19 protein-coding genes are annotated in these 24,399 nt (G+C 68.6%); 3 read left to right on the forward strand and 16 right to left on the reverse strand.

Going from position 1 to position 24,399, the window contains the following annotated elements; genetic code table 11:
* Positions 1 to 48 precede the first annotated feature (48 nt).
* Positions 49 to 834, forward strand: coding sequence for a hypothetical protein (locus tag IPJ61_RS09005; RefSeq protein WP_297105940.1), 786 nt, complete (start codon positions 49 to 51; stop codon positions 832 to 834).
* 9 nt (positions 835 to 843) lie between these two features.
* Here the strand turns inward: IPJ61_RS09005 and IPJ61_RS09010 are convergent, their stop codons facing one another.
* From IPJ61_RS09010 to IPJ61_RS09055, 10 genes are read right to left on the reverse strand one after another with little or no spacing between them, the layout of a single operon-like run.
* The gene (locus IPJ61_RS09010; RefSeq protein WP_297105943.1) at positions 844 to 1,920 is read right to left on the reverse strand and encodes a 3-dehydroquinate synthase family protein; all 1,077 of its coding nucleotides are present in this window, start codon (positions 1,918 to 1,920) and stop codon (positions 844 to 846) included.
* Positions 1,917 to 2,417: a shikimate kinase gene (locus tag IPJ61_RS09015; RefSeq protein ID WP_297105946.1), complete on the reverse strand. Its 501-nt coding sequence runs from the start codon at positions 2,415 to 2,417 to the stop codon at positions 1,917 to 1,919. Before IPJ61_RS09015 ends, IPJ61_RS09010 begins: the two co-directional genes overlap by 4 nt.
* Positions 2,414 to 3,610 (reverse strand): chorismate synthase, encoded by a 1,197-nt coding sequence (aroC, locus tag IPJ61_RS09020; RefSeq protein WP_297105948.1) that lies wholly within the window; start codon positions 3,608 to 3,610, stop codon positions 2,414 to 2,416. The genes IPJ61_RS09015 and aroC overlap by 4 nt, the downstream gene beginning before the upstream one ends.
* Before the next feature lie 13 nt (positions 3,611 to 3,623).
* Positions 3,624 to 4,439, reverse strand: a complete 816-nt coding sequence (locus IPJ61_RS09025) for a shikimate dehydrogenase family protein (protein WP_297105950.1) — start codon at positions 4,437 to 4,439, stop codon at positions 3,624 to 3,626.
* Positions 4,433 to 5,563 carry an endolytic transglycosylase MltG gene (mltG, locus tag IPJ61_RS09030; protein WP_297105953.1) on the reverse strand — a complete coding sequence of 377 codons (1,131 nt, stop codon included), beginning with the start codon at positions 5,561 to 5,563 and terminating at the stop codon, positions 4,433 to 4,435. The genes IPJ61_RS09025 and mltG overlap by 7 nt, the downstream gene beginning before the upstream one ends.
* A complete protein-coding gene (gene ruvX / locus IPJ61_RS09035; RefSeq protein WP_297105956.1) occupies positions 5,560 to 6,021 on the reverse strand; it encodes a Holliday junction resolvase RuvX in 462 nt (153 codons plus the stop codon). Before ruvX ends, mltG begins: the two co-directional genes overlap by 4 nt.
* Complete coding sequence (gene alaS, locus IPJ61_RS09040; RefSeq protein WP_297105960.1) at positions 6,014 to 8,665, reverse strand: alanine--tRNA ligase; 2,652 nt, start codon at positions 8,663 to 8,665, stop codon at positions 6,014 to 6,016. Before alaS ends, ruvX begins: the two co-directional genes overlap by 8 nt.
* 19 nt (positions 8,666 to 8,684) lie before the next feature.
* Positions 8,685 to 8,918: a hypothetical protein gene (locus IPJ61_RS09045; protein ID WP_297105962.1), complete on the reverse strand. Its 234-nt coding sequence runs from the start codon at positions 8,916 to 8,918 to the stop codon at positions 8,685 to 8,687.
* Positions 8,915 to 9,307 carry a DUF948 domain-containing protein gene (locus tag IPJ61_RS09050; RefSeq protein ID WP_297105965.1) on the reverse strand — a complete coding sequence of 131 codons (393 nt, stop codon included), beginning with the start codon at positions 9,305 to 9,307 and terminating at the stop codon, positions 8,915 to 8,917. The genes IPJ61_RS09045 and IPJ61_RS09050 overlap by 4 nt, the downstream gene beginning before the upstream one ends.
* 22 nt (positions 9,308 to 9,329) lie before the next feature.
* Complete coding sequence (locus IPJ61_RS09055; protein WP_297105968.1) at positions 9,330 to 10,688, reverse strand: replication-associated recombination protein A; 1,359 nt, start codon at positions 10,686 to 10,688, stop codon at positions 9,330 to 9,332.
* Positions 10,689 to 10,724: 36 nt separating this feature from the next.
* On the opposite strand from IPJ61_RS09055, the gene IPJ61_RS09060 reads away from it, so the two are divergent.
* The gene (locus tag IPJ61_RS09060; protein ID WP_297105971.1) at positions 10,725 to 11,945 is read left to right on the forward strand and encodes a multidrug effflux MFS transporter; all 1,221 of its coding nucleotides are present in this window, start codon (positions 10,725 to 10,727) and stop codon (positions 11,943 to 11,945) included.
* On the opposite strand, the gene aspS is transcribed toward IPJ61_RS09060, so the two are convergent.
* The 5 genes from aspS to IPJ61_RS09085 all read right to left on the reverse strand — a co-directional run bounded on the left by aspS (position 11,942) and on the right by IPJ61_RS09085 (position 20,846).
* A complete protein-coding gene (aspS, locus tag IPJ61_RS09065) occupies positions 11,942 to 13,723 on the reverse strand; it encodes an aspartate--tRNA ligase (RefSeq protein ID WP_297105974.1) in 1,782 nt (593 codons plus the stop codon). The genes IPJ61_RS09060 and aspS overlap by 4 nt on opposite strands.
* Positions 13,724 to 13,791: 68 nt before the next feature.
* Complete coding sequence (locus IPJ61_RS09070) at positions 13,792 to 14,916, reverse strand: AI-2E family transporter (protein WP_297105977.1); 1,125 nt, start codon at positions 14,914 to 14,916, stop codon at positions 13,792 to 13,794.
* A gap of 487 nt (positions 14,917 to 15,403) precedes the next feature.
* A complete protein-coding gene (locus IPJ61_RS09075) occupies positions 15,404 to 17,752 on the reverse strand; it encodes a CHAP domain-containing protein (RefSeq protein WP_297105980.1) in 2,349 nt (782 codons plus the stop codon).
* Between the two features lie 1,081 nt (positions 17,753 to 18,833).
* Positions 18,834 to 20,165: a histidine--tRNA ligase gene (gene hisS / locus IPJ61_RS09080; protein WP_297105983.1), complete on the reverse strand. Its 1,332-nt coding sequence runs from the start codon at positions 20,163 to 20,165 to the stop codon at positions 18,834 to 18,836.
* A 9-nt stretch (positions 20,166 to 20,174) separates the two neighbouring features.
* The gene (locus tag IPJ61_RS09085; protein WP_297105985.1) at positions 20,175 to 20,846 is read right to left on the reverse strand and encodes an MBL fold metallo-hydrolase; all 672 of its coding nucleotides are present in this window, start codon (positions 20,844 to 20,846) and stop codon (positions 20,175 to 20,177) included.
* A 30-nt stretch (positions 20,847 to 20,876) separates the two neighbouring features.
* Here IPJ61_RS09085 and IPJ61_RS09090 point away from each other — a divergent pair, with 30 nt between their 5' ends.
* A complete protein-coding gene (locus IPJ61_RS09090) occupies positions 20,877 to 22,121 on the forward strand; it encodes a DUF349 domain-containing protein (protein WP_297105989.1) in 1,245 nt (414 codons plus the stop codon).
* A gap of 2 nt (positions 22,122 to 22,123) precedes the next feature.
* On the opposite strand, the gene IPJ61_RS09095 is transcribed toward IPJ61_RS09090, so the two are convergent.
* Positions 22,124 to 24,397 carry a RelA/SpoT family protein gene (locus IPJ61_RS09095; protein WP_297105992.1) on the reverse strand — a complete coding sequence of 758 codons (2,274 nt, stop codon included), beginning with the start codon at positions 24,395 to 24,397 and terminating at the stop codon, positions 22,124 to 22,126.
* Positions 24,398 to 24,399: the final 2 nt, after the last annotated feature.

Consider the following 24,399-nt stretch of genomic DNA (forward strand, 5'->3'; position numbering starts at 1 on the left):
CGCACGCGTTGGGGCGTGCGCCAGCGACGTCCAAGAAGGATGGTGTCGATGATGAAACTCCGATGGAAGGTGCTCGGCGCGCTGGTTCTCAGCGGGGCGCTCGGGCTCACGGCAAGCCCCGCCTCCGCAGCTCCGGAGCACGGCCACTCCCCCCAAGCTTACGTTTGCAAGGGCGGGGAGATCCCGTCTGGGACGTACTCCCGCATCACGGTGAAGGGCGCGTGCGAGGTGGCGCCCGGGGCCACGATCACGGTCAAGGGCAACATCGACATCAGGGCAGGCGCCATGCTCGATGCCCAGAGCGCGCCCTCGACGATTACGGTACACGGCGGCATCACCAGCGGCCGGAGCGCGTTCGTGGGGCTCGGCTGCCAGGCAGCGAAGTACACAGGCAACTCGGCCCACCCCTGCGCCTCCGACCCCGAGGAGGGCCAGTCGCGCATCACGGTGAAGGGCAACGTGACCCTGATAAAGCCCTCGGCCGCGCTGATCAACGGCGTGTCGCTGCGCAACCTCACGGTGCTCGGCGGCGGGTCCTACGAGATCCCGTGGTCTATCAAGAACAACACAGTCCGCGGCAGCGTGGTCATCGCGGGCCAGAACACATGGTGCATCGGGATCATGTTCAACAAGATCTCTGGGGACCTATTGGTGGCCGACGTCACCCTCGATGACCCGACGACCGAAGGCGGCGAAAACGAGGACAAGACCTACATCGTCCGCAATGAGATCGGCCGCAACGTCGTGTGCACGCACATCACCCATGGCATCACCGGCTACGGCAACACCATCGGGCGGCGGGCACTCGGTCAGTGCTCGGTGCTGGCCGGCTGAGCCGAGCGGCTATCCGCGGCTGAGCTCCGCATAGGCGCCCTCGAGCAACCGCTCGGGGGCGTCGTCGATGATCCGCGGCGCGCCCTGCGCCGTCAAGCCGACAAGGCGCAGGGTGTTCCCGCGTGCCTTCTTGTCCAGGCTCATCACCGGGCGCAGCTCGGCGAACGGAGCGTCGTAGGACAGCGGCAGCCCCAGACCGCCGAGCAGCTCGTCGTGCAGCGCGACGAACGAAGGGTCGAGGCCCAGCAGGTCGCGAGAGACCCGTGCGATCCACGCCATGCCCACTGAGATCGCCTGGCCGTGCCGCCACGTGTAGCCGGCGTGGCGCTCGATCGCATGACCGAGCGTGTGCCCATAGTTCAGCGCCTCGCGGCCGACATCCGATCCCTTCGAGGTCGATTCGGTGAAGTCGGCCGCCACGACCCGCGCCTTGACAGCGACCGCGCGCGCGACCAGTTCCGCGAACCGCGCGCTGCCGACGTCGCGGGCATCGGACAAGTCCGAGGTGGCGAGTTCGAGAATGGCCGGGTCGGCGATGAAGCCGCACTTGACCACCTCGGCCAACCCCGACGACACCTCCTCCGGCGCCAGCGACCCCAGCAGCGATAGGTCGCACAACACAGCCTTGGGCTCGTAGAACGCGCCGACGAGGTTCTTGCCCGCGGGCAGGTTGATGCCCGTCTTGCCGCCGACGGCGGCATCGACCATGCCGAGCACCGACGTCGGCATGCTCACGTAGTCGACGCCGCGCAGCCAGCTGGCGGCGACGAAGCCTGCGAGGTCGGTCGTGGTTCCACCCCCCACGCCGACGATCACGTCGCTGCGCGTGAAGCCGGCGTCGGCCAGCGCGTCCCAGCAGTCGGCCAGCACCTGGGGCGTCTTCGCCGCCTCCGCGTCCGGCACCGGGATCAGCGTCACAGGCCGGTCGACGAGGTTGGCGACGGTGACCGCGAGGCCGGGAAGCGTCCCCGGGTGAACGATGGCCACCCGTGACGCGCCCTGGACGAAGTCTGGGAGCCGCCGAAGCGCGCCCGGCTCGATGAACACGTCGTAGGGCCCCAGTTGGGAGTCAACACTCACCTTCACAGGACCGCTCCGCGCTCGGCAGCGAGCTGGTCGGCGACCTCGGAGGAGCCTCGGCCGTCGGTGTCGATGATCTGCGTCGAGACCGCCTCGTAGACCGGCGTACGCTCGCGCAGCAACTCGATCAGACGCGCGCGCATGTTGCCCATCAGCAGCGGGCGGGCGGTGTTGAGGCCGACGCGGCGGCTGGCCTGCCCGATGGAGACCTTCAGCCAGATCACGTCGTGGCCCACGAGCGCCTCGCGGATCGCCGGGTTCATCACGGCCCCGCCGCCGAGCGCGACCACGCCCTCGGCAGCGACCAGGTCGATGGTCGCGCGCTCCTCGAGCTGGCGGAAGTGCGCCTCGCCCTCGTCCGCGAAAATCTCCGCGATGGGCTTACCCGCCTCTCGCTCGATCACGGCATCGACGTCGACAAACGACAGCCCCAGCCGACGCGCCAGACGCTTGCCGACCGTGGACTTCCCCGCCCCCGGGGCGCCGATCAGGACGACGCTCATCGGCCGACCGCCAAGCCGCGGGCCGCGACGTCGGCGAGGTAGGACTCGTAATTGCGGCGGGTCTCGCCCACCGAGTCGCCGCCGAACTTCTCAAGCGCGGCCTCGGCGAGGACCAGCGCCACCATCGCCTCCGCGACGACACCGGCCGCGGGGACAGCGCAGACGTCGGAGCGCTGATGGTGCGCGGCCGCAGCCTCGCCCGTCGAGGTGTCGATGGTGCGCAGCGCGCGGGGAACGGTGGCGATGGGCTTCATCGCAGCCCGGACGCGCAGCACCTCGCCGGTGGACATGCCGCCCTCGGTGCCGCCGGAGCGGTGCGAGGCGCGCACGACGCCCGCCTCGGCGGGCAGGATCTCGTCGTGGGCCAGCGAGCCACGGGTACGGGCCAGCTCGAAGCCGTCGCCGACCTCGACGCCCTTGATGGCCTGAATCCCCATGAGCGCGCCGGCCAGCCGTGCGTCGAGGCGGCGGTCGCCCTGGATGTGCGAGCCGAGACCCGGGGGCAGGCCCCAGACGACGACTTCGACGACGCCGCCCAGCGTGTCGCCGTCACGGTGGCAGGCATCGACCTCCGCCTGCATCGTCGCGGAGGCCTCGGCGTCGAAGCATCGTACGGGGTCCTCGTCGATGGCGGCGAGGTCGTCGAGGGTCGGGAGCTCCGCGCGCGTGGCGCGCACCGGCCCGAGCTCGACGACGTGGCTGAGCAGGGACACGCCCAGCGCCTGCTTCAGGAAGGCCTGCGCGATGGTGCCCAGCGCGACGCGCGCCGCGGTCTCCCGAGCCGAGGCGCGCTCGAGGATCGGGCGGGCCTCGTCGAAGTCGTACTTCTGCATGCCCGCGAGATCCGCGTGGCCGGGGCGGGGGCGGGTCAGCGGCGCGTTGCGCGCCTGCTTCGCCAGCACCTCCGCATCCACCTCGCCAGGCGCCATGACCTGCTGCCACTTGGGCCATTCGGTGTTGCCTACCTGGATGGCGATCGGCGAGCCCAGCGTCTCCCCGTGGCGGAAGCCCGCGAGCAGCGTCACCTCGTCGGCCTCGAACTTCATCCGCGCGCCGCGCCCGACGCCCAGCCGACGGCGGCGCAGGTTCTCCGCGATCTCCGGCACGCCGACCTCGACGTGGGCGGGGATGCCCTCCATGGTCGCGATCAGGGCTTGGCCGTGCGATTCGCCGGCGGTGAGGTAGCGGAGCATGACCGACATTGTGTCAGAGAGCCGCGCGCCTGCTCATCTCGCGACCGGCTGCCGAGCGGGCCAGCTCGAAGGTGACCTGGTGGCCGGTCAGCAGGAAGAACTGGTCGACGGCCTGGCCCGCGAGCAGGTCGAGGCCGTTCAGGCGGATGCGCCCCTCGCGCTGCGCGGCGGCACCCAGCGGCGTCGGCCACGGGTCGTAGACGACGTCGAACACGATCCTCGTGCGCGCCGCCAGCTGGTCCGCGTGCGGGGCCGTCGCCGCGACGGGGACGGTGTTGGCGACGAGATCGACGGCACCGGGATCCGTGCCCAGCGGCAGCACTTCCGCCTCAAGGCCGAGCATGCGCGCCAGCGCGATCACGCCCGCGGCCCGCTCCGGCGCGCGCGCGAGCACGACAACCTGGCGGGCCTCCAAACCGGCGAGCGCAAGGACGATGGACTTCGCCGTCGCCCCGTTTCCCACCACCGCGACGCGGCGCGGCGCATCCAGGCCGTGCGCGCGCCACGCGCGGACGAAGCCAGGGACGTCGGTGTTGTGCACGGAGACCCGATCGCCGAAGACGAGCGTGTTGCCGACGCCCAGCAAGCGCGTCGGCTCGTCGGGCTCCCCGAACGCGACGGCGGCCTCCTTGTGCGGCGCGGTGACGCTCAGCCCCGCCCACTCGGGATCGTACAGCCGCGCACGCACGAATCCGCCGAACTCCTCCGTGCCGACCGTGTAGGCCTGGTAGTCCCAGTCGAGGCCGACCGCCGCGTAGCCCGCGCGATGGATGACGGGCGAGAGCGAATGGCCGGCAGGATCGCCGACGACGCCCGCGCGCCTCAGCACTGGCCGCGGTCTTTGTTGGCCGCGCACCACGCCTGGAATATCTTCTTGTTGGCGTTGTGCTCCGCAAGGGTTGAGGCAAACCGTGTCTCTCCCGTGTCGAGATCGACGGTCACGAAGAACAACGCGTCGCTGTCCGCCGGGCTGAGCGCGGCCTCCAGGGCGGTCTCGCCGGGGTTGCTGATCGGGCCGGGGGGCAGGCCCTCGTGGCGGTAGGTGTTGTACGGAGACTTGCTCTTGCGGTCCTCCGCGGTCGTGGTGACCTTGCCCGTCTTCCCGACGGCGTAGTGGACGGTGGAGTCCATCTCGAGCTTCATGCCCTTCTCGAGACGGTTGTAGATGACCGCGGCGACCATCGGCTGGTCTGCCGGCTTCGTGACCTCCGCCGCGATGATCGACGCGACCGTCACGACCTCGAACGGCTTGACCTTGAGTTCCTTGGCCCGCCCCTCGAGGGACAGCTTCTCCGCGATCTTCTTGTACTGCTTGATCTGGCCCTTCAGCACGTCCGCCGCCGCCGGCGGCTCCGCCACGACATAGGTCGACGGGAACAGGAAGCCCTCCAGCTTATTCTTCGCGTACTTCGGGAGGCCGAGCTTCTCGGGCGTCTTCGCCGCCTTCTGCATGTCCTTCGCGGTGAGCGCGATACCCTTGGTGTTGGTGTCCATGATCGTGAACTGCTCCGCCACGGTCGTTCCCTCCGGGAACGTGATCTCGAGGCGGATCTGGTTGTCGGGGTCGAGCAGCATCCGGAAGGCGACCTCCGCGGGGAGTTCCTTCGGGAGGCGGTAGCGGCCGGCCTTCAACTCCGGCCACTTGCCGCTCTCCTGCGCGGCCTTCCGGAAGGACTTGGTGGACTTGACCACGCCCGCCTCGGTCAGGATGTCGCCGACCTGCGTCTGGCTGGGGCCGAGCGGAATCAGGACCTCGACGCGCTCCTCGGTGCCCTCGCCGATGTAGTCGTCGGCCGTGCGCCAGGACATGTACATGCCGTGGGCCTTCGAGTAGACGAACCAGCCGCCGCCGATCAGGACGGTTGCCGACAACAGCACGGCGAACGCGCTGCGCGCGACGTAGCCGATCTTGTGCCAGTCCAGCTTGTCGTTGTCCACGAACCTGCGACTCACGTTGCCTCCCTCGGTGCCGGCTCCCCCGCCGGGGTTCCGACGCGCTCCTCCAGGTCGAGCGCCCGCTGCAGGATGTCGACCGCCGCGGCTTGATCGATCACCTGCCGCTGCTGCTTCGCGCGGCGCCCGGCTGAGCCCAGACTACGCGATGCCGAGACGGTGCTCATCCGCTCGTCGACCAGCCGCACGGGAATCGGGGCGACGGCCCCTGCCAGCGCGGCCGCCTTCGCAAGCACGTACTCGGCGGCCAGCGCCCGCTCGCCGGACAGCGTCAGCGGGAGCCCGACGTAGATCAGGCCGGGCTCGTACTCGGCGACGATCGCGGCGAGGCGGCGCAGCTCGTCGGGGCCGGCCTGCACGGTCTCGACCGGGTAGGCGAACGACGTGCCCTCGTTGGCCGCGGCCACGCCGATGCGCGCCTTGCCCCAGTCGAGCCCGAGGCGGACGGTGTCAGCCACGCTGCGCGAGCGCCTCGCGCACCGCCGCGAGGGCCTGCGGCGCCGCCGACGCGTCCGTGCCGCCGCCCTGGGCCAGGTCCGGCTTTCCGCCGCCCTTGCCGCCGAGGGCCGCGCACGCGACGCCGATCAACTGGCCCGCGCTGAGGCCGAGGCCGCGGGCGGCGTCGTTGGTGGCCACGAGTGCCATCGGCTTCTCCGCGCCACCGACCAGTGCGACGACGGCGGGGCCGGAGCCCAGCCGCTCACGCAGGTCGAGGGCGAGCGTGCGGAGGTCGCCGCCGCCCACGCCCGGGGTGGCGACGCCGAGGTAACGGACGCCGTCGACGTCGCCCGCCTGGCTCACCATGCCTGCGGCGCCGGCCAGTAGCCGCTCCGCATTCAGCGCGGCGATCTGCTTCTCCGCGTCCTTCAGCTGCGCGACGAGACGCTCGACGCGACCGACAAGCTGGTCGGGCTGGACCCGCAGCGTGTCGGTGAGCTCCGCCACGAGGGCGCGCTCCGCGGCGAACTTGGCGAACGCATCCGCCGAGACCAGGGCCTCGACGCGGCGCACGCCCGATCCGATCGACGACTCGCTGAGCAGGTTCAGCACGCCGATCTCCGCGGTGGTTGCGACGTGCGTGCCGCCGCACAGCTCGCGCGACCACGGCCCCGCCAGCTCGACCATCCGCACGATCGGCGGGTACTTCTCGCCGAACATGGCCATCGCGCCGAGCGCCTTGGCCTCCTCCAGCGGCATCTGCTGCGCCGTGACCGCGTAGTTGGCGGTGATCGCCTCGTTCGCGACGGCCTCGACCTCGGCCTTGAGCTGATCCGAGAGACCCTGCGTCGAGGAGAAGTCGAAGCGCATGTAGCCGGGCTTGTTGTACGAGCCCGCCTGCGTGGCGTTCTTGCCGACGAGCTGACGCAGCGCCGCGTGCACGATGTGCGTGGCGGTGTGCGCCTGGCACGAGCCGTGGCGGGCCTCGGCGTCGACCCTCGCGTCCACGAGCGCGCCCACCGGCAGCTCGCCCAGCACCTCGACCCGGTGCACGACCAGCCCGGGGACGGGGCGCTGCACGTCGATCACATCGAGACTGAAGCCGTCGCCCGCAATGGTGCCGCGGTCCGCATCCTGGCCGCCGGCCTCCGCGTAGAACGGGGTCTCGGCCAGCACGATCTCGACCGTGGAGCCGTCGAGCGCGCGGTCGACGACCTTGCCGTCGGCGACGATGCCCCGCACCCGGGTGGCGACGTCGAGATCGGTGTAGCCCAGGAACGGCACCTCGCCGGTCTCCCGCAGCTCGCGGTAGGCCTCGGTGCTCTGCAGACCACCCTTCTTGGCCTTCGCGTCCGCGCGGGCGCGGTCCTTCTGCTCCTTCATGAGCGCGTCGAACTTCGCGCGGTCGACGGTGAGGCCCTGCTCCGCCGCCATCTCCATGGTGAGGTCGATCGGGAAGCCGTACGTGTCGTGCAGCTGGAAGGCCTTGTCGCCCGGCAGCTCGGTCGCCTTCTCGCCGCGCGCCTTGCCGACCGCGGTGTCGAACATCGTCGTGCCCGACTGGAGCGTCCGGCGGAAGGTCTCCTCCTCGACCTCCGCGGCCCGGGAGACGCGCGGCCATGCGTCGTCGATGTCCGGGTAGGAGACGCGCATCAGGTCGCGCGAGACGGGCAGCAGCTCGCCGAGGACCGGGTCGCCGACACCCAGCAGGCGCATGGCGCGGATGACGCGGCGCAGCAGGCGCCGCAGCACGTAGCCGCGCGCCTCGTTACCGGGAGTCACGCCGTCGGTCATCAGCATCAGGCCGGAGCGGACGTGGTCGGCGATCACCCGGAAGCGCACGTCGTCGACCGGGTCCTCGCCGTAGCGCTTGCCCGACAACTCCGCGGCCCTCGCGATGACGGGGTACACCTCGTCGATCTCGTACATGTTCGCAACGCCCTGCTTCAGCAGCGCGACGCGCTCAAGGCCGGAGCCGGTGTCGATGTTCTTGCTCGGCAGCGGGCGCAGGACGTCGAAGTCGTCCTTCGCGCGCACAGCGGACAGCTCCTCCTGCTGGAACACGAGGTTCCAGATCTCGAGGAAGCGGTCCTCGTCGGCCTCCGGGCCGCCGTCGGCACCGAACTCGGGGCCGCGGTCGATGTAGATCTCGGAGCAGGGTCCGCCCGGTCCGGGAACGCCCATGTGCCAGTAGTTGTCCTTCAGCCCGCGCTCCTGGATCCGTTCGCGCGGGATACCCACCTTCTGCCAGAGATCGATCGTCTCTTGGTCGCCGAAGAGCGCGGTCACCCAGACCTTCTCCGGGTCGAAGCCCCAGCCGCCGTCAGCCTCGCTGCCGGTGACCAAATCCCAGGCGAGCGAGATCGCTCCCGCCTTGAAGTAGTCGCCGAACGAGAAGTTGCCCAGCATCTGGAAGAACGTGCCGTGGCGCGTCGTCTTGCCGACGTCGTCGATGTCGAGCGTACGGACACACTTCTGCACGGAGGCGGCGCGCGGGAACGGCGCCGGCTCGTCGCCGAGGAAGTAGGGCTTGAACGGCACCATGCCGGCGTTGACGAATAGCAGCGTCGGGTCGTTGTAGAGCAGCGACGCGCTGGGCACGACCGTGTGGTCGTGGCGCGCGAAGAAGTCGATGAACCGGCTCCGGACTTCGGAGGTCAACATGTTTCGGTGTCCTTGTATGTCAGTCGTTGGTGGCGGGGATGTTCAACTCGGCGCGGAGTTCGGCCTCCCGCTCAGCCATGGCGGCACGGAAGGTGCCGACGAAGTCACCTAGGTTCGCGGCGGCCTTCTTGCCCTGCTGCTCTACCTGCTCAGCGACGCCCGCGGGCGTCAGCTTGCGGTAGAGCTCCTTGCCCTTGAGGACGACGACGACGGTCAGCGCCACTCCGACGAGCAACCAGAAGAGGTTCCTCACGAGGCCTTCCTCCCCTTGGCCGCCTTGCCGCCCTTCACGGCCTTGCGGAGGCCGTAGGTGAAGGCTGCGGTCTTGACGAGCGGGCCGCCGAGCGTGGCGGCGAACAGCGTCGAGAGCTGCGCGGCGTTCTCGGTCACGACCGTCGCATGGGCCGAGGCGCGCGCGGCGTCGGTGGTGACGACGCTGAGCTTCGCCAGCTCGTCATTGGTGGCGACGACGGTGCCCTTCAACTCCTGAAGGATGGGGACGCTGTTGTTGCCGAGGTCGCGGACGGCGATCCGCGTCTCGTCCAGCACGCGGCCGAGCTTCAGCAGCGGCACGGCGGCGAGCGCCACGAGGACGCACAGGGCGATCGCGGCGATAAGGCCGGCAACTTCTCCAACAGACATGGGCGTAACTGTAGCCGACCGGTTACGGGTTGAGCAGGTTGCGGAGGGCTGTGACGCGCTCGGAAATGACCGCCTCCTGGCCGTTCTCGGTCGGGTGGTAGTACTGCGCGCCCACCAGGTCCTCGGGCAGATAGGTCTGGGCGACGACGCCGTGCGGGTAGTCGTGCGGGTACTTGTAGCCCTCGCCGTGGCCGAGCTTCGCAGCCCCCGAGTAGTGGGCGTCGCGCAGGTGGGGCGGGACGAGGCCGCCCTTGCCCGCGCGCAGGTCCGCGGTCGCCTCGTTCAGCCCCATGTAGGCCGCGTTCGACTTCGGCGCCGTCGCGGCGGCGACCGTGGCGTGGGCCAGCGTGATCCGCGCCTCCGGCATCCCGAGCAGCTGCACCGCCTGAGCCGCGGCCACGCACGTCTGCAGCACGCCGCTAGCGGCCATGCCGATGTCCTCGGAGGCCGAGATCATGAGCCGCCGTGCGATGAACCGCGGATCCTCACCCGCCTCCAGCATGCGGGCGAGGTAGTGGAGGGCGGCATCGACGTCTGACCCGCGGATCGACTTGATGAAGGCGCTGATGACGTCGTAGTGCTGGTCGCCGTCGCGGTCGTAGCGCACGGCCGCACGGTCGGCCGACGACTCGACGGCGGCCTGGTCGATGGTGTCGGTGCCTCGCGCCTCCGCGGCCGCCGCGGACTCCTCGAGATAGGTGAGGACGCGGCGGGCGTCGCCTCCCGCGAGGCGCAGCATCTGATCGCGCGCGTCGTCGTCGAGGGTGTACTTCTCCCCCGCCGCCGTCCTCAGCCCGCGCTCGTCGTCGAGGGCGCGGTCGATGAGGGCAACCAGGTCCTCGGTGGTCAGCGGTTGCAGCCGCAGCAGCAGCGACCGGGAGAGCAGCGGGGAGATCACGGAGAACGACGGGTTCTCCGTCGTCGCGGCGATGAGCGTGACCAGGCGGTTCTCGACGGCTGGCAGCAACACGTCCTGCTGCGCCTTGGAGAAGCGGTGCACCTCGTCGACGAACAAAACGGTCGCGCTGCCGCGGGCGAGCTGACGGCGCGCCTCGTCCAGCTCCGCACGCACCTCGCGCACCCCGGCCGTGACAGCGGAGAGTTCGACGAACCGGCGGTTCGTAGCACGCGACACGACCGACGCGATGGTGGTCTTGCCAACGCCGGGCGGACCCCACAGGAACACCGACATCGGCTGCCCGTCCGCGAGTCGTCGCAACGGCGATCCCGGGGCGAGCAGATGCTGCTGTCCGACGATCTCGTCGAGGGTCCGCGGCCGGAGGCGCACGGCCAACGGCGCCTGGGGGTTCGCGGCGTCGCTCAGCGACCCGCCCCGCTGCGCTGGTTGCGGATCGACGTTGCCGAACAGGTCTATGCTCATCGGACGCAATCTACCCCTCCCGTCACGAAAGCATTGATGTCGCCAGACCTAGGTAGCCGCTTCTCCAAACGGCGCCGCATCGCAATCATCGTCACCCTCGGGCTGCTGACGGGCCTCGGCCCGTTCACGATCGACCTCTACCTGCCCGCCTTCCCCGCCCTGAAGGGCGACCTCGGCATCACCGACGCGCAGGTCCAGGTCACGCTCTCTGCCACCACGCTGGGCTTCGCCCTCGGACAGCTGGTGATCGGCCCCTGGAGCGATCGCATAGGACGCCGGATCCCGCTGATCGTCGCCAGCTCGCTGCACGTCGCGGCCTCCGTGCTCGTCGCCATCGCGCCCAACGTCGAGTTCCTGACAGCGATGCGCGCCCTGCAGGGCATCGGCGCGGCCGGGGGCGCCGTCGTCGCCATGGCGATGGCCCGCGACCTGTTCGACGGCCGCGCGCTCGTGAAGACGCTAGCGAGGCTCTCGCTGATCTCCGGCCTCGCCCCGATCCTCGCGCCCATCATCGGCTCCGTGCTGGTGAGCATGATGAGTTGGCGCGGGGTGTTCTGGGCCCTCGCCCTCTACGGCGCGGTCATCATCGCGCTCGTGCTGCGGTTCACCGTCGAGACCCGCCCTCCCGCCGAGCGCACCCGCGGCGGAATCGGTCCGCTGCTCCGCTCCTACCGCACCGTGGTCTCCGACCGGATCTTCGTCGGGGCGTTGCTGACGGCGGCGTTCGGCTTCGCGGGGCTCTTCAGCTACGTCTCCACGTCGTCGGTCCTGCTGCAGGAGGTCTACGGGCTGTCCGCGCAGGGCTTCGGCGCCGTGTTCGCAACCTGCTCCGTCGGCATCTTCGCAGGCATCCAGGCCGGCGCGCGGCTCGCCCTCCGTTTCGGATCGCAGTGGATGATTGCCTGGGGCAACACGCTGATGATCGTCGCCGCGTCGGGCGTGGTGGCCGTCGGGTTCGTCGACGGCCCGCTGTTCGCGCTTGTGCCTTTCATGTTCGCCTACACGCTGGGCGTCGGCTTCTGCATACCGAACAACAACGTGCTCGCGCTGCAGCGTCACCGCACGGCTTCGGGTGTCGCGGCCTCGCTGATGGGGTCGTCCAGCATGCTGGCAGGCAGCCTCGTCGGCCCGATCATCGGCTCGTTCGAGCTGAACGACGCCACCCCTATGGGCCTCGCGATGCTGATCTGTGCCGTGCTGGCGGGCGCCTCCCTTTGGCTGGTGCTCCGCCCCCACCGGTTCTCTACCGCTGGTTAGTCCTTCTTCGGCTCCGGCTTGGCGTCGACGCCCGCCTCCTTGCGCTGCTGCGCGGTGATCGCGGCCGGCGCCTCGGTCAGCGGATCGAAGCCGCCGCCGCTCTTCGGGAACGCGATGACGTCGCGGATCGAGTCGAAACCGCCGAGCAGCATCACGAGGCGGTCGAGGCCGAACGCGATGCCGCCGTGCGGCGGGGCGCCGAACGAGAACGCGTCGAGGAGGAAGCCGAACTTCTCCTGCGCCTCCTCCGCGCCGATGCCCATGACGTCGAACACCCGCTCCTGCACGTCGCGGCGGTGGATACGGATCGACCCGCCGCCCACCTCGTTGCCATTGCAGACGAAGTCGTAGCCGTAGCTGAGCGCCGAGCCGGGGTCGGTGTCGAACGTGTCAAGCGACTCGGGCTTCGGCGAGGTGAACGCGTGGTGCACGGCCGTCCACTTACCGCCGCCGACGGCGACGTCGCCCGCCTTCTCCGCGTCGGCCGTCGACTTGAACATGGGCGCGTCGACCACCCAGAGGAAGCTCCAGGCATCCTCAGGGATGAGGTCGCAGCGGCGGCCGATCTCCAGACGGGCAGCGCCGAGCAGCTCCTGCGACTGCTCGCGGGCGCCGGCGGCGAAGAAGATCGCATCGCCAGGGTTGGCGCCCATGGCCTCGGCGATACCCGTGCGCTCGGCCTCCGAGATGTTCTTGGCTACAGGGCCGCCCAGCTCGCCGTCGTCGCCGACTGTGATGTAGGCGAGGCCGCGGGCGCCGCGCTGCTTCGCCCACTCCTGCCAGGCGTCGAACTGGCGGCGCGGCAGAGACGCCCCGCCGGGCATGACGACGCCGCCGACGTAGTCCGCCTGGAATACGCGGAACGGGGTGTCGGCGAAGAACGCGGTGAGCTCGCGGATCTTGAGGTCGAAGCGGAGGTCGGGCTTGTCGGAGCCGTAGTCGTTCATCGCGTCGTGCCAGGTCATCCGCGGCAGCGGCGTACTCATCTCGACGCCGATCAGGCGCCAGCACGCGGCCATGACCTCTTCGGCGAGCCCGATGACGTCGTCCTGGTCAACGAAGCTCATCTCGATGTCGAGCTGAGTGAACTCCGGCTGGCGGTCGGCGCGGAAGTCCTCGTCACGATAGCAGCGCGCGATCTGGTAGTAACGCTCCATGCCCGCCACCATGAGCAGCTGCTTGAACAGCTGCGGGCTCTGCGGCAGCGCGTACCACTTGCCCGGGTGCAGACGCGCGGGGACGATGAAGTCGCGGGCGCCTTCCGGGGTCGAGCGGGTCAGCGTCGGGGTCTCGATGTCGTAGAAGTCGCGCTTGGCGAGCACCTCGCGGATGGTGTGGGTGACGCGCGAGCGCAGCACGAGGGCCTCGTGCTGGCGCGGCCGGCGGAGGTCAAGGTAGCGGTGGCGCAGGCGGGAGTCCTCGCCCACGTTCGTGCGCTCGTCGATCTGGAACGGCAGCGGCGAGGCGGGGTTCAGGACCTCGAGCTCCCGGATGGCCACCTCCACCTCACCGGTGGGGATGTTCGGGTTCACGTTCTCGGGCGTGCGGGCGTCGACGACGCCGGTCACCTTGATGCAGAACTCGTTGCGCAGGTCGTGGATGCCCGCCGACTCGAGGTACTCGTCGCGCACGACGATCTGGCAGATGCCCGAGGCGTCGCGCAGGTCGATGAAAGCGACACCGCCGTGGTCTCGCCGCTTCGCCACCCATCCGGCGAGGACGACCTCCTGGCCGACGTTCTCAGCGCGTAGCGTTCCTGCTTCGTGGGTGCGGATCACGGCATATTCCTTTCGTCGTCGGCCGCATAGACGGTGCGGCTCGCGACGGCCATGGTATCCGGGAGGCTCTACTCCTGCCGAATCTCTCGTTCCTGCTTGATCTCGCGGAGAGCCTCGACCGAGCGCTTCGCGGCGGCCACCAGCGGGGCGCCGAGGATCATGCCGAGGATGCCCGCGATGGTGCCGCCGACAAGGGTCGCGAGCAGCACCGCGACGGGGTGGAGCTTGAGCGAGGAGCCCAGCGCCCAGGAGCTCACGGCGCTCTGGATGGTGCCGTTGGACACCAGCAGAGACAGCGCGACGATGCCCGCCGCGGACGCGCCGCCCGTGCTGAATGCGATCAGGACGGCGAACGCGCCGGTCAGCCAGGCGCCGATGAACGGAATGAACGAGAGGAAGAAGTAAAGGATGAAGATCGGCACCGCGAGCGGCACCCGCAGCAGGAGCAGCGGGATCATGAAGATCGGCGCGGTGATCAGCGCCGTGATGCCGATGCCCTTGAAATAGCCGCGGATGGACTCCTTCGCCGCGATGGTCACCTCGGCCACCGCGCGCGCGTCGAGGTGCGTGACCTTTGCCAGCCATTCGGGGAATGTGCGGGCGTCGCGCAGCACGAAGAAAAGGAAGAAGATCGCGAAGAAGGCACCGATCCCGAAGGACACGGCCCCGGAGAACGTGCCCGACACCGCGCCGAGGATGCCTTGGCTGACGCGCGGCGCATAGTCCTGGACGGCCACCCGCCCGCGCTCGAGCCAGATCTCGTCGATGTCGAGGCTCTTGCCCCATTGGACGAAGGACTCCCATCCGAGCACGAGCTGCGCGGAGATCTCGGGCAGCTGCTTGAGGAAGCCCCAGATGACGATCGCGACCATGCCGATCCCGACGAGAACGGCGGTCAGCAGCGAGACGACGGTGGCGAGCGTCGCAGGCAGTCCGCGCCGCTCCAGCCACTCGACCAGCGGTTCGAGGACGGTGCCGAGGATGACGGCGATCACGAGCGGGACGACGATTCCGCGGATCGCCCCGATCGCCATCGCGATCACGACGACGAGCGCGATGATCCCGAGGAGCGCCCAGCTGCTTCTCCCCAGCCGCCGCAGCCGCACGTCGTCCACGTTGATCCCCTCGTCGGTACTGCGGCGAGGATCCCCTCGTCGGTACGGCAGCGACCGGACGCCCCGGCCGTCAGCCACACCCTAATGGCGCGCACCCCCGCGCCGCTCCCCCTATGCAGCCCCATCCCCCTCTTGTGGGGGTCGACGGCGTAGGCCGCGTCGACTCCGGGCCCTCCAGCCAGTTAGGAGGGAGATGTTTGTTGGTAGACCAACAAACATCTCCCTCCTAAGGCACTGGGCAAGCAGAGTCGCGAACTCGCCCACGCCGCACCCACTCGCTCCTTGAGCCAGACCCCGGCGCGAACGTCCACATCGCTCCTTGAGCCAGACCCCCGCGCGAAACGTCCACATCGCTCCTTGAGCCAGACCCCCGCGCGAAACCTCCACATCGTTCGTTGAGCCGGGCCCCCGCGCGAAGCGCCAGGCCCGCGTCGAAACGTCCCGCGCCCGACCGCATACACGACCACCCGACCCGATCCGACGCTAACTGGCCGTTCCGGGAGAGATCCCTCCCAGAACGGCCAGTTAGCGTTCATTCCTCTCGGTCAGCCGAGTACCACGCGCCTCAGGCAACCTTCCTCGTCGCCGCCGAGACCTTCGAGGCGGTGGTGTAGCCGGACTTCTTGCCGGTCACCTTGACGGTGATCTTCTTGCCCTTATCCGCCTTCTTGAGCTTGTAGGTCGACTTCGTCGCCCCCTTAACAGCCTTCCCGTTCCGCAACCACCGATACGACAGCTTCACCGTCACCGGCTTCCACACCCCCGCCTTGACGGTGAGCTTCTTGCCCACCTTCGCAGTTCCGCTGATCTTCGGCTTCGGCGTCGCCGACAACGTCCCGGCCTTGACCTTCTTCGTCACAGCCGACATCTTCGTCACCGTGATGTAGCCCGACTTCCTCCCACTCACCTTCACCGAGATCGTCGCGCCCTTGTCCGCCGCCGTCAGCTTGTATGTCTGACCGGTCGCCTTCGCGATCTTCTTCCCCGACCGGTACCACTGATACGACAACACCACCCCGGAAGGCTTCCACTCCCCCGCTGCGGCGGTGAGCTTCTTCCCCACCTTCACGGACCCAGTGATCACCGGAACAGGAGTCGCGGTCAGCTTCTTCACCGACGGCGTCGTAGGCTCCGGACTCGGCGACGGCGCCGCGGACACGGCCGCTGTCTGCGCCGACGTCTTGCTCACCGTCACGTACCCGGCCTTCGCCCCGGTCACCTTCACCGAGACCTTCGCACCCACATCCTCCGACGTCAGGGTGTAACTCGCCTTGGTCGCACCCGAGATCGTCTTGCCGTCGCGCAGCCACTGGTAGGCCAGAGTCACCGGAGCAGGCTTCCACTCCCCAGAGTTCACGGCGAGAGTTTTCCCGACCTGAGCCACGCCGCTGATCTGAGGAGCAGGTGACGCAGTCAGCGGCAGTTTCACCGGCCGACCAGACGAGTCTCCGGGCAGGGCCACCTGAAGCGCACCGCTGGTGAGCCTGGTCCACCCGCCATGCATGCCCTGCTTGCCGTTCACGACACCATCTCCATGAAGCGTCACATAGAACACGCCGCCAGCAGGATCTGACGAGACCGAGACCTGCTGCGCGCCATCAGTGAGCCTCGTCCAGGCGCCGTTCATGCCCTGCTTGCCATACACAACACCAGCGCTATTCACCTGACCCACGAAAAGCCCGTTGCGAGAATCGGAGGCGATCGCAACCTGCTTCGCGCCCTCAGTGAGCGTGGTCCATCCACCATGCATTCCCTGCTTGCCGAGAACGACTCCGTTCCCGTGGAGCGTTGCGTAGAAGACGCCATTCGCCGGATCCGACGTCACCGCGATCTGCTTAACGCCACTGGTCAGCTTGGTCCACTCACCATTCATTCCCTGCTTACCGCGCACAACCCCATCGCCGTAGAGCACACCAACAAAGAGTCCGTTCTTCGCGTCGGAGCTGATCGCCACTTGCTCTGCACCATCCGTAAGGCGAGTCCAGCCGCCATGCATCCCCTGCTTGCCGTAGACGACGCCATCCTTCTCCTTGACTATCGCTACGAAGAGACCATTCACCGAGTCAGATGCGATCGAGAACTGTTTCACACCACTGCTGAGAGTCGTCCAGCCACCATGAAGACCCTGCTTCCCACGAAGCGTTCCATCCGATGCGAGCGCGCCATAGAACAGACCGTTCACCGGGTCGGACGCCACGGCCGTCTGGATCACCGACGAGGTCTCCTTGACCCACTCGCCGTGCATCCCCGACTTTGCGAAAGCCTCCCCACTCGACTTCACTGCCGACAAGTAGTACGGACGCCCTTCCTGACCGGACGGACTCGGTACGGAACCTCCGTTGAACCGGATGAAGTTGTCAGGCCAAGCCGCCTGATTGCGCTTGCCACCCCCGCCGAAAATGCCGCGCCCCGACATGCTGACGTACCCGTTCCACTCGTATCCCGTCTCGGAGATCGCGAACTGCGAGCCGTCAGCGCTCACCCACTCTACGTAGGCGACGTGTCCGTAGTTCCACTGCGCAACGTCACCAACCCGCGGAGAGTTCCCAGACCCTGCGAAGACATGCAGGCCTTTCGCTCGTGCGTTGGTCGCCCAGTTGGACGCGTCGCCAAGGTTCCCTGGATTTTGGAAGCCGTTCGCGCTCAACCTGAATGCCGCATAGTTCGTGCAGTTGTTGCCATATGCATCCACGGGGTAGTTCCAGGCTCGCTGACCCGTGTAGCCCCACTGAGACACACAGCTCTGGTTCCGCGTCGCGTAGCAGTGACTGAACGGCGGCGAGTCGGCGCGTGCTGGTGTGGGCACCGCGATGCTCCCGACCACCGCGAGCGCCAGCGCCACCCACACCGCGACCCAGCGACTCGCCACCGCTCGCCGCTGGCCCTCGACCGCAACGTCGTCCACCTTGACCATGTCCCACCCCTTCATCAAACGACCCAACTTGCGGGTACCGCCTGACACTCTCCCAGACGCTTACCCCGCCCTGCAAGAGAATCGACCTACTCCATACGACTCCGTACACCCAGACAAGAGCATTCACGCGGCGGACAGCGTCCGTGTCCTCAACAGTGACGACACGGACGAATCGTGGTCGAGTACACGAAACAAGCGCGGGACCTTTCGACACGCGCCCGGCGCTTCGCGCGAGGGCGCGGCTCAAGGAACGGCCGCCACAGTCTGGGCGCATCGCGCCCGGGGTCCGGCTCAACTCAACGAGCGACGGCACGCCCCTTCGGCGCGGCTCAGGAATGAGGGTCGGGCCTCACCGTCGGGCGGCGGCAACACCGACAACGTCAACGTGGCTGCAAACGTTCGATCCACACAGCCAGTCCGGTTAACGTGAACGTCAAAGTCAGCATGCTGACTTTTGCCGCCACGATAATGCCGTCGCCGGGACAGATCGAAGGTATGCAGCCACACTAACCCTGAACTGGCGTCGCGGGAGCCGGTGAGACGCCGTTGGCGCACCGAGCGAACCCCGACACCGGCGGTCCTGAGAGAGTTGTCGGGCGGCGCGTCGAAGAAAGCCCACCCCGCACGCGACGGCGAGACAGACCTCCGCCCCTGCGCTGAATGCGCCGCCCGGGAACTCTCTCAGCACCGCTACACCGGCCTCGGCCAAGTCCTCAGACCGGGTGCCAGTCATTGGTTTCGACACGAGTCGCGGTCGACTCCGTCGACGCATCTCGGCTCAACCAGCGGTGATCGGCGAGGGACCTTTCGACACGCGCTGCGTCGCTGCGCTCCTTCGGCGCGGCTCAAGGAACGAAGCTGACGCGGGACCTTTCGACACGCGCTGCGTCGCTGCGCTCCTACGGCGCGGCTCAAGGAACGAAGCTGACGCGGGACCTTTCGACACGCGCTGCGTCGCTGCGCTCCTACGGCGCGGCTCAAGGACCGAAGCTGACGCGGCACCTTTCGACACGCGCTGCGTCGCTGCGCTCCTAGAGCGCGGCTCAAGGAACGAAGCTGACGCGGCACCTTTCGGCGCGGCTCAAGGAGCGGTGATCGTCGGGTGGAGGTCGACGGCGGGCGGGGTCCAGGCGTCGGGCGAGGCTGGGGCCTGGGCCCCTGTGCGGATGTCCTTGACCGAGTCGTCGTAGCCAGCACCGAACCAGACGAAGGGGATGCCGCGGCGCTCGGCGAAGCGGATCTGCTTGCCGAACTTGTCCGCCTTCGGCGCCACCTCGACGGCGACACCACGGGAACGGAGCCGGGCGGCGACATCAATCGCCTGCTCGCGGGCCTCCTCGTTGTCGACGGCGACCAGCACCGCCGACGGAACCGATCGCGACGCCGTCAACGCGCCCTTGCCGATCAGCGGGGCCAGGATGCGCGTGATGCCGAACGAGTACCCGACGCCTGGGAAGGTCGTCTTGCCGTCGGTCGCGAGCGAGTCGTAACGGCCGCCGCTGGCGACCGAGCCCAGCCGCTCCGAGCCGACGAGCAGCGTCTCGTAGACGGTGCCCGTGTAGTAGTCGAGGCCGCGCGCGATCCTCAGGTCGACGACCACCCGGTGGGGAACCGAACGGCGCGCGACGCGGATCAGCGAGGACAACTCCTCCAAGCCCGCGTCCAGGAGCTCATGCGAGACACCCAGAGCGCGCACCTCGTCGACGAACGACTCGTCGGCCGCGGAGATGCCCGCGAGCCGGACGCACGCATCGGCCTGCGCCGCGCTCAGACCCACCTCTGAGGTCAGCAGTTCCGTGACAGCAACGGGCCCGATCTTGTCGTATTTGTCCACGCGCTGCAGGACGGCGTCGGGCTGCTCGATCCCCAGCCCGCGGTAGAACCCCTCGGACAGCTTGCGGTTGTTGACGCGCAGGCTGACGGGCGGCAGGCCGAGGTCGCGGTGCAGCTTCTCGAACACGTCCAGCGCGACGAGCGGGATCTCGACGTCGTGGTGCGCCGCGAGCGTCCCTTGGCCGACGATATCGATGTCGGCCTGCGTGAACTCCCGGTAGCGCCCCTCCTGGGGGCGCTCCCCGCGCCATACCTTCTGGATCTGGTAGCGCCGGAACGGGAAGGCGAGGTGGCCCGAGTTCTCCAGCACGTAGCGCGCGAACGGCACGGTGAGGTCGAAGTGCAGGCCTAACTCGTCGGCGTCGCCTGCCTCGGCGTGCAGCCGCCGCACGACGTAGATCTCCTTCTCGATCTCGCCCTTGCGCGACAGCTGCTCCAGCGGCTCGACGGCGCGCGTCTCGATAGGCGCGAACCCGTGCAGCTCGAACGTCGACCGTACGACGTCGAGGACGCGGTTCTCGACGATGCGCCCAGCGGGCAGGAACTCGGGAAAACCGCTGAGCGGCTTAGGGCGGGCCAAGGCGGGACCTCACAGGCTGTAGGGCTGCAGGAACGGGTTCGTCGCCAACTCCGCCGCCATGGTCGTCGGCTCCCCGTGGCCCGGCAGCAAGGTGCGGTCCGCAGGGAAGAGCTGGGCGATGCGCCGCAGCGACTCGCGCATCGCGGACATGCTACCGCCCGGCAGATCGGTACGCCCGATCGTGCCGGCGAACAGCACGTCGCCGGTGAACGTGACGGAGACGTCGTCCCGAGTGACCGTGAGCAGGGTCGAGCCTCTCGTGTGCCCCGGGGCGGCGCACGGCTCCACCCGAAGCCCCGCCAGTTCGACGGTGCCGCCGTAGGCGCGGACGTCACCGACCCCGGGCGCGACCTCGCTTCCGGTCAGCTGCCGCATCAGCACGGACCCCTGCGCACCGAGCCCGTCCCCAGGCCGCGTGATGAGGTGCTGATCCGCGGTGGCGAGGTAAAGCGGGATGCCGTAGTCGGCGGCGAGCAGGTGTGCGTCGCCGATGTGATCGAAGTGTCCGTGCGTCGCCAGCAGCGCCACCGGGGTCGCGCCCAGCCGGATGAGCGCCTCGCTCACCGGGCCTGCCGCCGTCACGCCAGGGTCGACGATCACGCACTCCGTCGCACCCTCGAAAGGCACAACAACGTAACAATTCGCCTGCCAGGGGGACACGGTGATGGGCTGAACACGCACAACTCCAGCCTATCCGGCTAGATTGTGCGCATGAGCGAACAGCAAGCGCCCGCTGACTTCGGCCGCGTCGACGCCGACGGCACGGTCTACGTCATCCAGGGCGGCGCCGAACGAAGTGTCGGGCAGATCCCCGATTCGACCCCTGAAGAAGCCTTGGCGTTCTACGTGCGCCGCTTCGAGAACCTCGCCGCAGAGGTCGGGCTCCTCGAGTCCCGGGTCGCGGCCCAGGCGATGTCGCCGGAAGAGGCCAAGTCCGCGATCGCGACCGCCAAGAACAACGCGGCCACGGCGAACGCCGTCGGAGACCTCGACGGCCTCGTGGCCAGGCTCGACGCGTTGGCGGAGAAGCTCCCCGCGCAGGTGGAGGCCCGCAAGGCCGCTCGTGCCGAGCAGCACGCCGCGACCGCGGCCGCGAAGGAGGCCATGGTCGCCGAGGCCGAGGCGCTCGCGCAGGGCACCGACTGGCGCGGCGGCGTCGACCGCTTTCGCACGCTGCTCGACGAGTGGAAGGCGCTCCCCCGGATCGACCGCGCTACCGACAACGAGCTGTGGCATCGTTTCTCGTCCGCGCGCACGCACTACACGCGACGCCGCAAGGCGCACTTCGCGGAGTTGAACGAGCGCCGAGACAGCTCTAAGTCGCTGAAGGAGGCGATCATCGCCGAGGCCGAGGCACTCGCCGACTCGACCGACTGGGGCCCGACCTCCGGCGCGTTCCGCGACCTGATGCAGCGCTGGAAGGCCGCGGGCACCGCGCGCCGCTCCGAGGACGACGCGCTGTGGGCGCGCTTCCGCGCCCTGCAGGACCAGTTCTTCGATGCCCGCACCACTGCCCAGAGCGCGGTCGACGGGGCGCAGTCGGAGAACCTCGCCGCCAAGCAGGCGCTGCTCGCTCAGGCTGTCAAGGACCTCGAGGGAGTCACCGACGTCGACGCTGCGAAGGCGCTCCACCGCGAGTTCCTCTCGAAGTTCAACGACCTCGGCCACGTGCCGCGCCAGGCGATGCGCGACCTTGACAATAAGGTCCGCGCGCTGGGAGACAAGGTCGCAGAGCTCGAGGCCGAGGAGTGGCGCCGCACGGATCCCGAGGCCCGCAGACGAGCGGAGGACACCGTCGCGATGTTCGAGGCGCAGATCGCGAAGCTGCAGACAGACCTGGCCGCGGCCGAGGCCAAGGGCGACGCCCGCAAGGCGAAGGATGCAGCCAAGTCGATCGAGACCTACGCCAGCTGGCTCGACCAAGCTCGCGTGACCCTCGCGGAGTTCACCAAGTAGGGTCAACCCGCGACGCGGTAGACGTCGTAGACGCCCGGGACCCGGCGCACCTGGTTCAGCACGTGCTGCAGGTGCTTCGGGTCCTGCGATTCGAAGGTGAACTTGCCGGAGAACTGGCGGTGCTTGTTCGTCGTGATGTTCACGCTCAGGATGTCGACATGCTGCTCGGACAGCGCCGCGGAGACGTCGGAAAGCAGCCGGGCGCGGTCGATGCCCTCGATCTGGATGGTCACCAGGAACGCGGCGTTCTGGTCGATGCCCGCCCACTTCACGCCGACGATCCGCTCGGGCTCCTTCATCAACGCCGGCGTGTTCGGACAGTCGGCGCGGTGCACGGAGACGCCGTCGCCGCGGGTGACGAAGCCGATGATGTCCTCGCCGGGCAGCGGGTAGCAGCACTTGGCGAGCTTGACGCTCATCGAGTCGTCCCCGTCGACGAGGATGTGACCTCCGTCACGGACGGGCCGACGGCGCTGCCGCACCACCACGTCCTCGGTGGCCGTGTCGACCGTCTCCTCCTCGCCGCCGTGCAGCTGTACAAGCTTCTCGACGACGGACTGCGAACCCAGGTGTCCCTCACCGATCGCGGCGTACAGCGCGGGGACGTCCTTGTGACCCAACTCGTTGGCGACAGCGGTGAGATTTTCCAGCGTGAGGAGCCGCTGCATCGGAACGCCCGTGCGGCGAAGGTCCTTCGCGAGCGCCTCCTTGCCCAGCTCGATCGCTTCGTCGCGGCGCTCGCGGGAGAAGTACTGGCGGATCTTCTGCCGGGCCCTGCTGCTGACCACGAAGCTCAGCCAGTCGCGGCTCGGGCCGGCGTCCTGCGCCTTCGTGGTCAGGATCTCGACCTTGTCGCCCTGCTGCAGCCTCGTGCTGAGCGAGACGAGACGGCCGTTGACCCGCGAGCCGATCGTCCGGTAGCCGACCTCGGTATGGACGGCGAACGCGAAGTCCACGGGCGTGGCGCCCACAGGCAGGGCCATCACCTCGCCCTTCGGGGTGAAGACGTAGATCTCGTCAGCATTGATCTCGAAAAGCACGGAGTCGAGGAACTCGCTGGGGTCCTCGGTCTCCTTGCTCATCACGCCCAGCTGATGCATCGCCCGCAGGCCCGCCTCCTCGGGCGTCACACCGTCGCGGAGGTCCGCCTTGTACTTCCAGTGCGCCGCGACGCCGTACTCGGCGCGACGATGCATCTCGTGCGTGCGGATCTGGAACTCGACCGGCTCGTTGTTCGCACCCAACACCGTCGTGTGAAGCGACTGGTACATGTTGAACTTCGGGACCGCGATGTAGTCCTTGAACCGGCCGGGAATGGGCTTCCAGCCGGCATGCACCACGCCGAGGACCGCGTAACAGTCCTTGACGTCGCCGACGAGGACGCGCAGGCCGATGAGGTCGTAGATGTCGCGGAAATCGCGGCCGCGCACCATCATCTTCTGGTAGATCGAGTAGTAGTGCTTCGGCCGCCCGTACACCGTCGCCTGGATCTTGTTCTCGGCGAGCATGCCCTGGAACTGCCCGATCAGGTCACGCAGGTAACGCTCCCGGCCCGGGGCCTGCTGCGCCACCATCTCGACGATCTCCTGGTAGACCTTCGGCTCGATCGTCGCGAACGAGAGGTCCTCCAACTCCCACTTGATGGTGTTCATGCCCAGCCGGTGGGCCAGCGGCGCGAAGATGTTCAGCGTCTCCGTCGCGATCCGCACCTGCTTGTCAGGCCGGAGATACGCGAGGGTCCGCATGTTGTGTAGGCGGTCGGCCAGCTTGATGACGAGGACCCGGACCTCCTCGGAGGTCGCCATGATCATCTTACGGATGGTCTCGGCCTTCGCGGTCTCGCCGTAGGTCAGCTTGTCCAGCTTCGTGACGCCGTCGACCATGCGGGCGACCTCGTCGGAGAACTCGGCGCGCAGCTGGTCGAGCGAGTAGTCGGTGTCCTCGACGGTGTCGTGCAGCAGCGCGGCGACGATGACGGGCTCGGTCATGCCGAGTTCGGCGAGGATGGTGGCGACGGCGAGCGGGTGCGTGATGTACGGGTCGCCCGACTTACGGGTCTGCCCCTCGTGGTACTTCTCGGCCACCCTGTAGGCACGCTCAAGCAGCGCGGTGTCGGCCTTCGGGTGGTTCGAGCGGACGATCCTGAACAGGGGGTCGAGCACGGCGGACTTGGAGCGGACGGCGCCCAAGCGCGCGAGCCGGTGACGCATCCGCAGGCGCGGCTGCTCCGGCCCGGTCACCAGCCGGGACGGCCCTGTCAGTGCTTCCTCCGCCATGG

Origin of the sequence: Tessaracoccus sp. (assembly GCF_016714275.1) — a bacterium.
Lineage (GTDB): Bacteria > Actinomycetota > Actinomycetes > Propionibacteriales > Propionibacteriaceae > Arachnia.

What these genes read in the sequence shown, in the direction of transcription:
- IPJ61_RS09005 (WP_297105940.1), top strand. Translation starts at nt 49, where the DNA reads ATGATGAAACTCCGATGGAAGGTGCTCGGCGCGCTGGTTCTCAGCGGG.
- IPJ61_RS09015 (WP_297105946.1), bottom strand. Translation starts at nt 2,417, where the DNA reads ATGAGCGTCGTCCTGATCGGCGCCCCGGGGGCGGGGAAGTCCACGGTC.
- aroC (WP_297105948.1), bottom strand. Translation starts at nt 3,610, where the DNA reads ATGCTCCGCTACCTCACCGCCGGCGAATCGCACGGCCAAGCCCTGATC.
- alaS (WP_297105960.1), bottom strand. Translation starts at nt 8,665, where the DNA reads ATGTTGACCTCCGAAGTCCGGAGCCGGTTCATCGACTTCTTCGCGCGC.
- IPJ61_RS09050 (WP_297105965.1), bottom strand. Translation starts at nt 9,307, where the DNA reads ATGTCTGTTGGAGAAGTTGCCGGCCTTATCGCCGCGATCGCCCTGTGC.
- IPJ61_RS09055 (WP_297105968.1), bottom strand. Translation starts at nt 10,688, where the DNA reads ATGAGCATAGACCTGTTCGGCAACGTCGATCCGCAACCAGCGCAGCGG.
- IPJ61_RS09060 (WP_297105971.1), top strand. Translation starts at nt 10,725, where the DNA reads ATGTCGCCAGACCTAGGTAGCCGCTTCTCCAAACGGCGCCGCATCGCA.
- IPJ61_RS09075 (WP_297105980.1), bottom strand. Translation starts at nt 17,752, where the DNA reads ATGGTCAAGGTGGACGACGTTGCGGTCGAGGGCCAGCGGCGAGCGGTG.
- IPJ61_RS09090 (WP_297105989.1), top strand. Translation starts at nt 20,877, where the DNA reads ATGAGCGAACAGCAAGCGCCCGCTGACTTCGGCCGCGTCGACGCCGAC.
- IPJ61_RS09095 (WP_297105992.1), bottom strand. Translation starts at nt 24,397, where the DNA reads ATGGCGGAGGAAGCACTGACAGGGCCGTCCCGGCTGGTGACCGGGCCG.